Genomic DNA, 12,971 nt, shown 5'->3' with positions numbered 1-12,971 from the left:
GGCTTCCGGACCTTGTTCACAGTTTTCAGGCACCGATGGCATCAGACCAGATTTCGGTGCCCGGTTTGGCAGGTTTTGCGCCTTGGATGCGCGTAAAACCTGCCTTTTGTGCAAATCCGGGGCTTATTCCGCTGCGACGGCTGCTTTCGCCGTCATATCCTGAAGAACCGCTTCGACGCAGTCGCGCCCGTCGCGGATTGCCCAGACCACAAGGCTGGCACCGCGCACGATATCGCCGATGGCATAGACGCCGGGCAGGGTGGTTCGGCCACTGGTGAACTCGGCCTTGACGGTGCCCCAGCGCGTCACTTCCAGTTCCGGGCAGCCCCAGAGCGTCGGCAGCTCTTCGGGCTCAAACCCCAGCGCCTTGATGACGATATCGGCGGGTTCGTCATAGTCAGACCCTTCGATAACCTCAGGACGCTGGCGACCGGTGGCATCCGGCTGGCCAAGGCGCATCTTCTCGACGACAACGGCGCTCACCGGCTCCCCTTTGAAGCCTTTGGGGGCGGTCAGCCATTCGAACTGCACGCCTTCTTCTTCGGCGTTCTGCACTTCGCGCTGCGATCCCGGCATATTGGCGCGGTCGCGGCGGTACAGGCATTTGACGCTGGTGGCCCCCTGACGGATCGCGGTGCGGACACAGTCCATCGCGGTATCGCCACCGCCGATCACGACGATTTTCTTGCCCTTGGCGTTCAGCTCACCGCTGTCGAATTCCGGCACGCTGTCGCCAAAGTTCGACGCCCGGTTGGAGGCGGTCAGATAGTCGATGGCACGCACGATACCCTTGGCCCCCGCGCCCGGTCCGACCAGATCACGCGATTTGTAGACACCGGTGGCGATGATGACCGCATCGTGCTGAGCGCGGATTTCCTCGAACGACAGGTCCTTGCCGACGGTGCAGTTCAGGACAAAGCGCACGCCGCCCTGTTCCAGCTGATCGTTGCGGCGCGTGACAATGTCCTTTTCCAGCTTGAAGCCGGGGATGCCATAGGTCAGCAGCCCGCCCGCGCGGTCATACCGGTCGTAGACGGTGACCTGCACACCGGCGCGGCGCAGCATGTCGGCGGCGGCAAGCCCGCCGGGGCCGGCACCGATGATGCCAACGCTTTCGGTGCGTTCCTGCGCCGGAGAGATCGGCTTGACCCAGCCCTTTTCCCAAGCGGTGTCGGTGATGTATTTCTCGACCGAGCCGATGGTCACGGTGCCGTGGCCCGACTGTTCGATCACGCAGTTGCCTTCGCACAGGCGGTCCTGCGGGCAGATGCGGCCACAGATCTCGGGGAAGGTATTGGTCGCCTGACTGACCTCATAGGCTTCTTCCAGCCGGCCTGTCGCGGTCAGGCGCAGCCAGTCGGGGATGTTGTTGTGCAGCGGGCAATGGGTCTGGCAATAGGGCACGCCGCACTGGCTGCACCGTGCGGATTGCTCTGTGGCCTTGGCGTCGGCGTATTCCGCATAGATTTCGTCAAAGTCGGTGCGACGGACAGAGGCGTCCCGCTTGGCGGGCATTTCACGCGCAACGTCGACAAATTTCAGCATCGGCTGCTTGGCCATTCCATATCCCTTTTCAGGTGATCTCACGTCAGTCCCGGCCTCTTTACAAAAGCTTCCGGAAGAATAAAAGTCACAAGTACTGACCTATAATGCCTTTCTTTTCGGATTTCCCGCGAATTTCCCCCACTCGGCGACAGTATTTGCGTCCGATTCGGACCTAAATAGCCTCTTTCTCCTGCGAAACAAGGGGTTATACCGAAGCCCTCAATATGAATTGGACGCCGATAATGCCATTCACGCAACTCCTGATTCTTGCCCTGATCCAAGGGGTTACCGAGTTCCTGCCGATTTCTTCCTCAGGTCACCTGATTCTCTTGCCGAATCTGACCGGGATGCAGGATCAGGGGCAGGTGATCGACGTCGCCGTGCACCTTGGCACGCTTTTTGCCGTGATCCTGTACTTCCGGTCCGACGTGAAAGACGCGGCGGTGGGCACCTTGCGCCTTGCGACCGGGCGGATCGACACGCCGGGTGCTCGGTTGGCCTTTTTGCTGCTTGTGGCGACGATCCCGGTGATTGTTGTCGGCCTTGCGCTGAAACTGACGGGTCTGGATGACATGCTGCGCTCGGTCGCGGTGATCGGGTGGACCATGCTGATCTTTGGTCTTGTGCTGTATTGGGCCGACATGCGGGGCGCACAAGCCAAGGTCGCAACGGACTGGAACCTGCGGGACGCGGTCATCATGGGCATGTGGCAGGCGGTGGCGCTGATCCCCGGCACCTCGCGGTCCGGGATCACGATCACAGCGGCGCGGCAGTTGGGGTACAACCGGCACGATGGTGCGAAACTGGCGATGCTGATGTCGATCCCGACCATCATCGCCTCCGCCGTCTTGCTGGGGGCCGAAGTGGTCAGCACGGCGGACGCGCAGGCTGCGCGCGACGGGGCGATTGCGGCGGCGCTGGCCTTTGTCTCGGCGCTGGGGGCGCTCTGGCTGATGATGCGCTTGTTGCGGTCGGTCAGCTTTACGCCCTACGTGATCTACCGGGTTGTTCTTGGCGTTGTCCTGCTGTGGATCGCCTATCGCTGAACCCGCCCGGTCAGACCCGGTGATAGGGCGCGCCCGCAAGGATCGAGGCCGCGCGGTACAGTTGCTCGGCCAGCATGACCCGCACCAGCATATGCGGCCAGACCATCGGCCCGAAGGACATCAGATCCTGCGCCTCGGCCCGCAGGGCGGGGTCGATCCCGTCCGCCCCGCCGATCACCAAGGCCAGATCCTGCGTGCCGGTGTCGCGCCAGCCCGCCAGTTTTTGGGAAAATTCAGGCGATGACCATGTCTGCCCGCGTTCATCCAGCGCACAGATGCGCGCCCCAGAGGGGATTGCGCGCCGCAGCAGTGCGGCCTCGGCGCTCATGCCGCCGCCCTTGCGGTCCTCGACCTCTGTCACCTGCGCGGGACCAAGGCCAAACGCCCGGCCCGTTCGGTCGAACCGGGTAATATAGTCGTCAACAAGCGCCTTTTCCGGCCCCTTCCGGAGCCGGCCAACCACGCACAGATGCAGGCGCACCAATCAGGCCTGAGCGGCCGTCATCGGTGCCCACATCTTTTCAAGCTGATAGAACTCACGCACCTCGGGACGGAACACGTGGATCACCACGTCACCCGCATCGATCAGCACCCAGTCCCCTGCGCCTTTGCCTTCAAGAGTGCACAGCACGCCATGGTTCTGTTTGAGTTCATCCGCCAGCTTTTCTGACAGCGCCGCAACCTGGCGCGACGACCGGCCCGATGCGATCACCATGTAATCGCAAACGGCGGTTTTACCGCGCAGGTCGATCTGCACGATATCCTCGGCCTTGTTGTCAGAGAGGGTTTCGAGCACCGCCGCAAGAAGTGTCTCTGCGGTCGGGAGGCCCTGCGCCATGGCCGAGATTCCCCGGCCGTGATCAGCGGCATGTGCCGCAAGTGTCGTCGAAGACAGGACAATGTCCTCCTTTGTCTTTGCACGCGTCCAATGCCCGGACGCCAAGCCGTGTCATAAAGATAGCACCGCGAATGTAAATTCTCAATGTCATGGCGTCGGCGGGGTGTCGACATGTGCGCAAACTGCCGCGCGCTTCGGCATTCCGGGGGTTGGATGACGTTATTGAGGCATCAATATGGGCGCGGGGCGCGCGGTTTTTGCCGGGTTACGTCGCCGCCGGTCAGGCCCCGTAGGGCACCCAGACCGTCTTGACCTCTGTAGCGGCCTCCAGAAAGGCGCGGCCTTCGCCTGCCGGGCCGTGCCAGTCACGGGCCTGTCCGTTGTTGACCCATGTGCGTTTCAGATTGCCCGCGCCGCCGCTTTCGATGACCTGCGCAAGGTCGGTGGACGAAAAGCTCCAGACTGCTTCGATGTCCATATGTGTGGCCAGCGTCGGGGCCAGTTCCGCGTGCGATCCGGTGAGGATGTTGACCACGCCGCCCGGCACGTCGGAGGTTTCCAGCACCTGATAGAACTCCAGCGCCGCCAGCGGAAAGGGGTTTGAGGCCACAAGGATCACGCGGTTGCCCATCGCGATGGCCGGGGCCATGACAGAGATCAGGCCCAGCAGCGGGGCCTCATCCGGGCACAGCGCGCCGATCACGCCACAGGGTTCGTTCATCGCCAGCGCCACACCGCGCAGCGGCACGCTGCGCACGCCACCGTCGAACTTGTCCGCCCATGCTGCGTAGGTGAACAGCCGGTTCACAGCTGTTTCGACCTCAGCCTTGCCGGTCTTGCCGCCGGTCAGCCGGTCGATCAGCGTGGCGAATTCCCCCGCGCGCGCGGACAGGTTTTCGCCGATGTAATACAGGACCTGCGCGCGATTGTGTGCCGTGGCCTTGGCCCAGCCGCCCGCGGCGCGCGCCGCCTCGACCGCGTTGCGGATATCCTTGCGGTTGGCGATGGGGGCCTGCCCGATCAACAGGCCCTTGGCGTCGTAGACATTGCGGGCATAGCCGCCGTCGGGGCGCGCCTGCTTGCCGCCGATATACAGCTTGGCGGTGCGGTCCACGGGCTGCGGTTCGGCGCTGTTGCCGGTGAACGGGGCGATCTGCTTTTGCGGTTTGGGTTTGTCGCCTGTGCGGGTGTAGGCGCGCAGGCCCTCCCAGCCGCCTTCACGGCCAAAGCCGCTTTCGCGGACCCCGCCAAAGCCTGCGGCGGCGTCGAACATGTTGGTGCCGTTGACCCAGACCACGCCTGCAACCAACTGCGGCGCGATGTCCAGCGCGGTGTTGATGTTCTCGGACCAGAGGCTGGCGGCCAGCCCGTAGCGCGTGTTGTTGGCCACCTCGACCGCCTCTGACGGCGTGCGGAAGGTGGTGGAAACCAGCACCGGGCCAAAGATTTCCTCCTGCATCAGAGGTGAGGCAGGAGAGAGGCCAGAGATCAGCGTCGGCGGATAGTAGCAGCCCTCTGGCAGATCGCAGTTGGCGCGATAGACCGTCCCGTCAGAGCCAGAGACCAGCGCCTCGACCCGGCGGACCTGCTCCGGATCGACCAACGCGCCCACGTCGATGCATTTGTCCAAGGGGTTGCCGATGCGCAGCTTGTCCATCCGGGTGCGCAATCGGTCATGGAATTCCTCGGCGATACCTTCCTGCACCAACAGGCGCGACCCGGCGCAGCAGACCTGCCCCTGATTGAACCAGATGGCGTCCACCAGCCCCTCGATCGCGCTGTCGATATCGGCATCCTCGAAGACGATGTAGGGCGATTTCCCGCCCAGCTCCAGCGTCAGGGAAATGGCCCGTCCCGCCGTTGCGGCGCGGATCTTGCGGCCCACCTCTGTCGAGCCGGTAAAGGCGATCTTGTCCACCTCGGCAGCGACGATCATCTCTCCCACCGCGCCGTCGCCGGTGACGATGTTGACCACGCCTTTGGGCAGGCCCGCCTGTTGGCAGATGTCCGCAAACAGCAGCGCCGTGAGCGAGGTCCACTCCGCCGGTTTCAGCACAACGGTGTTGCCCATGGCCAGCGCCGGGGCGATCTTCCACGCCAGCATCAGCAGCGGAAAGTTCCATGGCACGATCTGTCCGCAGACACCCAGCGCGCGGGCGTCGGGCAGTTCGCTGTCCATCAGTTGCGCCATGCCCGCGTGATAGTAGAAATGCCGCTGCGCCAGCGGAATGTCGATGTCGCGGCTTTCCCGGATGGGTTTGCCGTTGTCGAGCGTTTCCAGCACCGCAAACAGCCGCGCGTGTTTCTGCAACAGCCGCGCCAGCGCGTACAGATAGCGGGCGCGTCCCGGCCCGCCCAGCTTTTCCCATTTCGGCTGTGCCTTGCGCGCGGCGGCGACGGCTGCGTCCACATCGGCCTGCGTGGCCTGCGTCAGCGTTGCCAGCACCTCACCCGTTGCCGGGTTGCGGCTGTCGAAACTTTCGCCCGGTTCGGTAAAGCTGCCGTCGATGAAATGCCCAAAGCGCGAGCCCTGATCGACAATCCATGCCAGCGCATCCCCGGCGCTTTCGGGGGCGGGGCCATAATCCATGGTTTCGAAGATCTCTTTTACGGTCATTACAGCATTCCCATCCCAAGCGAGGCCACCCAGCCCATCCAGATCAGCGCCAGTCCCCAGATCGCATGTTGCACCCGCAGGCTGCGCTTGTGCAGGGTTGCATAGTCTTGCAATTCCTCTGGCACCTCTTCGGGCGGCATAAATTCCGGCTCTGGCCCAAGCTGCCGGAACAGCCGGGTGGGCAGGTCGCGCGTTGCCCGTCTCAGGCGGCGACGTCGCCAGTTGGCGGCCCCCATCACAAGGAAGACCGCCACCATCATCAAGGACCATTCCGGCGTCATCTGCATCGGTCTAGCCTATCGCGTGCCGCCAGGATGCCGAATAGGCCCCGGTGACGTGGTGTTCCAGCTGCCGTTCGATATCGCCCAGCAGCGAGGACGCGCCAAAGCGGAACAGATCCGGGCGCAGCCAGCGGTCGCCCAGTTCCTCTTTGATCATCGACAGGTAGACCAGCGAGTCCTTGGCCTTGGAGATACCGCCCGCCGGTTTGTACCCGACGCGATAGCCGGTGCGGTCATGATATTCGCGGATCGCGCGCATCATCACCAGACTGACCGGCAGGGTGGCGTTCACCGGCTCCTTGCCGGTCGAGGTCTTGATGAAATCGGCCCCCGCCATCATGCAGACCAGCGACGCGCGCGCCACGTTTTGCAAGGTGCCCAACTCGCCAGTGGCGAGGATCGCCTTGACGTGCGCCTCACCACAGGCGGCGCGAAAGGCGCACATTTCTTGATACAGGCCCTGCCAGTCGCCGCGCAGGACAAGGCGGCGGGAAATCACGATGTCGATCTCTTGCGCACCCGCCTTCACGCTTTCCTCGATCTCTGCCACCCGCAGATGGAACGGCGACAGGCCCGCCGGAAACCCGGTCGAGACGGCGGCCACCGGGATGCCCGAGCCCTCCAGCGCCTTCACCGCAGGCTCGATCATGTCATGGTAGACGCAGACCGCGCCCACGGTCAGCCCCTCCAGCCCCAACGCCTTCAGCAGGTCGGCGCGGACCGGCTGGCGCGCCTTGGCACACAGACGCGCCACGCGTCCGGGGGTATCGTCGCCTGCCAGTGTGGTCAGGTCGATGCAGGAAATCGCGCGGGCCAGCCACGCGGCCTGATAGTCCTTCTTGACCGAGCGTCTGCCGGGCAGGGTGCTGGCGCGCCGCTCAATCGCCGACCGGTTGGCGCGGGCCGCCCGGACCCAGTCCATGTCCAGCGCCATGCCGGGGTTGCGCGCCTCGTGGACCTGCGGCAGATGCGCGGTCTTGTCTGTCTGGGCGGTGCCGGTGGTCATGTCGCCTCCAATTGCGTTTGTCTTGAACCTGCCCCCGCAGGCGCGCCATTTCAAGCGGAACGCTGAGGCAGGGCCGCCTCTGCCAGGGCCGCCTGCAACTCTGTGTCCGGGACGGTGCCGCCACGAACCTGCGTGCGCTTCAGCGATTTCCAGCCGTTGGTGACATTGCGACAATGGTAGAACCACGCGTTGTCCGCCTGAAACCGGCCCGCAAAGGGCAGCCGTTCCAACCCGTGCGCGCGCCACTGATAGCCTCTGAGCGGCCCGTTGGGGACGACGCACCATTTCGACGGGCAGGGTTTGAGCGGGTCATCGCGATGGGTGTGCCGTGCGTGCGCGGGCCAGCCGTCGTCGTCGGGCGCGGGATGGACCCAGCGGCCGGGAAAGCTGACAAAACCCTGTCGGCTGGCGACCGCCGCGTCAAAGACAGAGCGCCCCGGCGTCATCACCAGTTCGTCCACATCGCAGTTCAGCACCGCCCGCGCGCCTTGCAGGAACCGGAATTGCAGCGCGTTCAGCACGCCGGTTTGCAGGAACAGTTCGGCATTGAGAAAGGGGGGCAGCCCGCGCGGGCCGTAGCGCAGCGGGGTCGAGAGCAGAACGATTGTCCGGAACCCGGCCCGTTCCAGTGCGGGGCGGATCTGGTCCGGTCCCCATGTCTGCGATCCGTTGTCGACAAACAGCACCGCATCCGCGCCGTGCCGGGCGATGTGAAAGCGGCCCCAGTCCTCGATCCAGTCCGGGTGATTGTCCTTTGACAGGGTCATCAGGACATTGCACGCGTCAAGCTGCGTGTCGGGGCCATTAACGACCGTCTCTGCCCGCCAGTCGCCGATCTGCACGCTGACGGTGCCGGGGCGGGTTGCTGCGGGCAGGCGGATCAGCGTGTGACGGTAATAGCGTGTGAAACGCGGGCGGACCTCTGTGCCATCCACGCTGAATATCGCGCCGGATACCGCGCGTTTGAGGTTGTTCAGGCGCGGGCAGATCAGCACAACCGCGCCGTCATGCCAGACCGCGTCCAGCCAGAGCGTCGATGCGTCGAAGCGGTCAAGATAGCCCTCCGCGCGTTTGGCGGGCCGCACGCGCGGGGTGCGGGTCAGGCCGCTGCCGGTCAGGCTAAGGGTGGCAAAATCGCTCATCTTGTGGTCCCCGCGTTGCGGCAAGATCGCTAGACCAGCATTGCCACCGGGTAAAGCACTGATCTCCCGACGCCATGACGTGACGTAGATCGTGACAGCGTAACCGCCATGATGTGATGTGGCCACCAAGGAACCGGGAGGACACCATGACCGATTATCCGCATCTTTTGAGCCCGCTCGACCTCGGCTTTACCACACTGAAGAACCGCGTGTTGATGGGGTCGATGCACACCAACCTTGAAGAGCGGGGGGACTGGAACCGGGTGGCCGAATTCTACGCCACGCGGGCGCGCGGCGATGTCGGGCTGATGGTGACGGGCGGCATGGCCCCCAATCGCGAGGGCGGCGTCTTTCCCGGCGCGGCGGGGCTGTTCACGCCGCAGGACATCGCCAATCACCGGATGGTGACGGACCGGGTTCATGACGCGGGCGGCAAGATCGCCATGCAGATCCTGCATGCGGGGCGCTATGCCTACGGGCCGGAATGTGTGGCGCCGTCCCCGGTGAAATCGCCGATTTCGCCGTTTCCGCCCAAGGAACTGGACGAAGAGGGCATCGAAAAGCAGATCGCGGATATCGTCACCTCCGCCGTGCGGGCGCGCGAGGCGGGCTATGACGGGGTCGAGGTGATGGGCTCCGAGGGGTATTTCCTCAATCAGTTCCTTGTCACCCATACCAACAAGCGCACCGACCGCTGGGGCGGCAGCTATGAGAACCGGATGCGCCTGCCGGTCGAGGTGGTGCGCCGGGTGCGGGCCGCCGTGGGGGATGATTTCATCGTGATCTACCGGCTGTCGATGATTGACCTGATCCCCAATGGCTCGACCTTCGAAGAGGTGGTGACGCTGGCGCAGGCCATCGAGACGGCGGGGGCCACCATCATCAACACCGGCATCGGCTGGCACGAGGCGCGCATTCCCACCATCGCCACCTCTGTGCCGCGCCGCGCCTTTGCATGGGTGACGCAGAAACTGATGGGCAAGGTGGGGATTCCGCTGATCACCTCGAACCGGATCAACACGCCTCAGGTGGCCGAACAGGTGCTGGCCGAAGGCTGCGCCGATATGGTCAGCCTTGCGCGGCCATTCCTTGCCGATCCGGATTTCGTGGCCAAGGCGGCGGGCGGCAAGTCACATCTGATCGCGCCCTGTATCGCCTGCAATCAGGCCTGTCTGGATCACACTTTTGCGGGCAAGGTCTCTAGCTGTTTGGTGAACCCACGCGCGGGGTTCGAGACCGAACTGGTGGTGGAAAAGACCGATGCGCCGCGCCGGGTCGCGGTGGTGGGCGCGGGGCCTGCGGGCCTGTCGGCGGCGATCACGGCGGCGCAGCGGGGGCATGACGTGACGCTGTTCGACAAGGCCGACCAGATCGGCGGTCAGTTGAATATGGCCAAGCAGGTGCCGGGCAAGGAAGAGTTTCACGGTCTGGTGGACTGGTTTGCCGCCATGGTCGCGGATGCGGGCGTAGAGCTGCAACTTGGCACCGAGGCAACGACGGACACATTGGCGGGCTTTGACGCGGTCATTGTCGCCACCGGTGTGTTGCCACGCGATCCGCAGATCCCCGGTCAGGATCACCCATCGGTCAAAGGCTACATCGACGTATTGCGTCACGGGGCCGGGGTGGGCAAACGCGTGGCCGTGATCGGGGCGGGCGGCATCGGCTTTGACGTGGCCGAGTTCCTTGTGACCGGCGACAGCCCAACCGAAAGCCTGCCCGACTGGATGCGCGAATGGGGCGTGACCGACCCGGCCGAGGCGCGGTCCGGCCTTGCCCCCGAAGGGCCGCAACCCGATGCGGCAGAGCGTGACGTGGTGCTGTTGCAGCGCAAGGCGGAACGTCCGGGCAAGCGTCTGGGCAAGACAACCGGCTGGATTCACCGCGCCGCGCTCAAGATGAAGGGCGTCGATATGCGCAGCGGCGTCAATTATGAGCGTATCGACGACGCGGGCCTGCACGTCAGCTATGGCGAGGCGCGTGAGCGCCCCGAGGTGATTGCCTGCGACACGATCGTGCTGTGCGCCGGGCAGGTCAGTGAACGGTCGCTGGCCGATGCGCTGATCGACAAGGGCGTTGAAACCCATGTGATCGGCGGCGCGGATGTCGCCTCGGAACTGGATGCCAAGCGGGCGATTGATCAGGGCACCCGGCTGGCGGCCAGGCTGTAACCCTGTCCGGGCGGGAACGTCCCCGCCCGGAAATCCCCGCGACGATGGAACAGGCCTCTGGTCGGGACGTTGCTGTATCAGACACAGCAACGAAAGGAGGCATTCCATGCCGAATATCGCTGGCTCGAAGATCCTGATTATCGCGACCCATGGCTTTGAACAGTCGGAACTGGAGTTTCCGCGCGACCAACTGCGCAGCAAGGGCGCTGAGGTCCATGTGGCCACGCTGGACGGCGCGTCCATCAAGGGGTGGGAAGGCTCTGACTGGGGCCGCGAGGCTGAAGCCGATCTGAAGATCGCCGATGCCGACCCCACCCAATATGATGCGCTGGTCATTCCCGGCGGCCAGATCAATCCCGATCTGCTGCGGGTAGAGGCACCGGTGATCGCGCTGGTGCGGGCCTTTGCCAGACAGGGCAAGGTGATTGCCGCCGTCTGTCACGCCCCTTGGGTGCTGATTGAGGCCGACATCGTGGCAGGCCGCGAAATGACCGCCTATCCGTCGATCCGCACTGACCTCAAGAACGCGGGCGCGCGGGTGGTGGACCAGCCGGTTGTGGCCGACAGTGGTATCGTCACCAGCCGCAATCCCGACGACCTCAAGGATTTTGTCTCGAAGATCGTCGAAGAGATCGAAGAGGGCCGTCACAACCAGAAAGCGGCCTGATCGTCGCTTGACCCAAGTGGTTCGACAAGACGGGGCGCGTCGCATCTGCGGCGCGCCCCTTTGCATTTTTGGCCCGTCTTTGGCCCGTCGCGCCGGGGTTATTCCGAGACGGTGATGGTGATGTATTCCGAGACGACCGACGGGTTGTGCGGGATGTGGTTCATGTCCCCCAGCACCAGTTGCAGGGTATGCGTGCCGGGATCGAGTCCCAGCATGACCTCTGTCTGGCCCCCACCGAAATGCCGGTGGTTGTCGTCGCCGGGAATGCCGTACTCGGCGAACTCTGCGTCCTCGTCCCCTTCACCATAGGGCGCGCGGTCGATCAGGATGTGATGGTGGCCGGTGAATTCCTTGTCGGTGCCCGCAGGTGCGACCCCCATGCCCGACAGGCCAAACTGGATCGCGACCGGGCTGGTCACGGTATCCCCGTCAGCGATGTTGATGAAATAGACGGATGCGTCATCCGGGGCCGGCGTGGATTCGGCCCAGACAGCAAGCGGGGCAATGACAAGCGCAGCCGCGCAGGCGATGTTTCGGAACATGGTTTTGGTCCTCCCTGAAAATAACTTCTGACGTCACGGCAATCGTGCGGGCAGACTACACTTTCGCGGTCCTTCGGTCAGGTGTTTTCCGTTTCGGTACGGCAAACAGAGAACGCGATTACCCCTCAATTGTCGCCTCATTGCCCAAGTTGCGCCCCAGTTCAAAAGCATAGCTGCTGGAGGAATGTTTAGTTGAACGGAGACCGGTATGGATCGTCTGACCGAAATGGAGGCCTTTGCCACGGTTGTGGATCAGGGCGGTTTCACTGACGCCGCCAAGAAGATGGGGATTTCCAAATCCGCGGTCTCGAAGCATGTTTCGAGTCTGGAGGCGCGGCTGGGCGCACGTCTTTTGAACCGCACCACACGCCGAGTCTCACCGACAGAGATCGGTCTGGCCTATTACGACCGCGCCCGCCGCGTCCTGAACGACGCCGGTGAGGCGGACGCTCTGGTGACCTCGATGCAATCCGCGCCCTCGGGCCTGTTGCGGATCTCGGTCGCCACGGATTTCGGCGTGAATCACCTCAGCCCGGTGCTGGGCGAGTTTCTGGCCGAATTCCCCGACATCACCGTGAACATGGTGCTGAACAACCGCTACGTGGAACTGATCTCTGAAGGGTTCGACATGGCGATCCGCATCGGAGAACTGGAGGACAGCACCCTGCGCGCGCGCAAGCTGACCGAAACGACCAAGCGGATGATTGCCTCGCCCTCGTATTTCCAGAAATTCGGACGCCCGCAGCGGATCGACGATCTGAACGAGCACAAACTGCTGCATTATTCCAACCAGTCCTCTGGCAACGTGTGGAAGCTGACCGCCCCGTCGGGCGAAAAGCGTCAGGTGCGGACGGCGGGCTGGCTGACGGTAAACGACGGTCAGTCGCTGCTGAACGCCTGTATTGCGGGTCTCGGCATCGCCTATCTGCCTTCCTACCTGTACAATGAGGCGATGGAGGCCGGTCTGGTCGAGGATGCGATCCCCGACCTGCCGATCGAGATGCAGGGGATCTATGCGGTCTACCCGCCGGGCCGCTTCACCCAGCCCAAGGTCCGCGCCTTTATCGACTTTCTGGTGCATGCCTTTGCCGAAAAAGGCCCGCAAAGCTGGTGATC

12 protein-coding genes are annotated in these 12,971 nt (G+C 63.9%); 4 read left to right on the top strand and 8 right to left on the bottom strand.

The window, feature by feature from the left end:
* Nucleotides 1–123 precede the first annotated feature (123 nt).
* Nucleotides 124–1,560 carry an NAD(P)-dependent oxidoreductase gene (locus tag ACN0S5_RS07925; RefSeq protein WP_417207579.1) on the bottom strand — a complete coding sequence of 479 codons (1,437 nt, stop codon included), beginning with the start codon at nt 1,558–1,560 and terminating at the stop codon, nt 124–126.
* Between the two features lie 227 nt (nt 1,561–1,787).
* Between ACN0S5_RS07925 and ACN0S5_RS07920 the strand changes: the two genes are divergently transcribed.
* Nucleotides 1,788–2,591, top strand: coding sequence for an undecaprenyl-diphosphate phosphatase (locus ACN0S5_RS07920; protein ID WP_417207578.1), 804 nt, complete (start codon nt 1,788–1,790; stop codon nt 2,589–2,591).
* A 10-nt stretch (nt 2,592–2,601) separates the two neighbouring features.
* Here ACN0S5_RS07920 and rlmH read toward each other — a convergent pair whose 3' ends face one another.
* The 6 genes from rlmH to ACN0S5_RS07890 form a co-directional block, all read right to left on the bottom strand.
* Complete coding sequence (rlmH, locus tag ACN0S5_RS07915; RefSeq protein ID WP_417207577.1) at nt 2,602–3,072, bottom strand: 23S rRNA (pseudouridine(1915)-N(3))-methyltransferase RlmH; 471 nt, start codon at nt 3,070–3,072, stop codon at nt 2,602–2,604.
* Nucleotides 3,073–3,075: 3 nt separating this feature from the next.
* The gene (gene rsfS / locus ACN0S5_RS07910; RefSeq protein WP_417207576.1) at nt 3,076–3,429 is read right to left on the bottom strand and encodes a ribosome silencing factor; all 354 of its coding nucleotides are present in this window, start codon (nt 3,427–3,429) and stop codon (nt 3,076–3,078) included.
* Nucleotides 3,430–3,709: 280 nt separating this feature from the next.
* Complete coding sequence (locus ACN0S5_RS07905; protein WP_417207575.1) at nt 3,710–6,046, bottom strand: aldehyde dehydrogenase family protein; 2,337 nt, start codon at nt 6,044–6,046, stop codon at nt 3,710–3,712.
* Nucleotides 6,046–6,333 (bottom strand): hypothetical protein, encoded by a 288-nt coding sequence (locus tag ACN0S5_RS07900; RefSeq protein ID WP_417207574.1) that lies wholly within the window; start codon nt 6,331–6,333, stop codon nt 6,046–6,048. Before ACN0S5_RS07900 ends, ACN0S5_RS07905 begins: the two co-directional genes overlap by 1 nt.
* A gap of 4 nt (nt 6,334–6,337) precedes the next feature.
* The gene (deoC, locus tag ACN0S5_RS07895) at nt 6,338–7,333 is read right to left on the bottom strand and encodes a deoxyribose-phosphate aldolase (protein WP_417207572.1); all 996 of its coding nucleotides are present in this window, start codon (nt 7,331–7,333) and stop codon (nt 6,338–6,340) included.
* A gap of 50 nt (nt 7,334–7,383) precedes the next feature.
* A complete protein-coding gene (locus ACN0S5_RS07890) occupies nt 7,384–8,475 on the bottom strand; it encodes a hypothetical protein (protein ID WP_417207571.1) in 1,092 nt (363 codons plus the stop codon).
* 146 nt (nt 8,476–8,621) lie between these two features.
* On the opposite strand from ACN0S5_RS07890, the gene ACN0S5_RS07885 reads away from it, so the two are divergent.
* Nucleotides 8,622–10,646 carry an FAD-dependent oxidoreductase gene (locus tag ACN0S5_RS07885; RefSeq protein WP_417207570.1) on the top strand — a complete coding sequence of 675 codons (2,025 nt, stop codon included), beginning with the start codon at nt 8,622–8,624 and terminating at the stop codon, nt 10,644–10,646.
* A gap of 106 nt (nt 10,647–10,752) precedes the next feature.
* Nucleotides 10,753–11,313, top strand: a complete 561-nt coding sequence (locus ACN0S5_RS07880; RefSeq protein WP_417207568.1) for a type 1 glutamine amidotransferase domain-containing protein — start codon at nt 10,753–10,755, stop codon at nt 11,311–11,313.
* 98 nt (nt 11,314–11,411) lie between these two features.
* Here ACN0S5_RS07880 and ACN0S5_RS07875 read toward each other — a convergent pair whose 3' ends face one another.
* A complete protein-coding gene (locus ACN0S5_RS07875) occupies nt 11,412–11,855 on the bottom strand; it encodes a DUF4399 domain-containing protein (RefSeq protein WP_417207567.1) in 444 nt (147 codons plus the stop codon).
* 208 nt (nt 11,856–12,063) lie between these two features.
* Here ACN0S5_RS07875 and ACN0S5_RS07870 point away from each other — a divergent pair, with 208 nt between their 5' ends.
* The gene (locus tag ACN0S5_RS07870; RefSeq protein ID WP_323769629.1) at nt 12,064–12,969 is read left to right on the top strand and encodes a LysR family transcriptional regulator; all 906 of its coding nucleotides are present in this window, start codon (nt 12,064–12,066) and stop codon (nt 12,967–12,969) included.
* Nucleotides 12,970–12,971: the final 2 nt, after the last annotated feature.

It is taken from the genome of Antarctobacter sp., from assembly GCF_048262615.1.
In the GTDB taxonomy this organism is placed as follows: Bacteria; Pseudomonadota; Alphaproteobacteria; order Rhodobacterales; family Rhodobacteraceae; genus Antarctobacter.
Note: the sequence above shows the minus strand (reverse complement) of the source record. Positions and strands in the feature narration are given on the sequence as shown.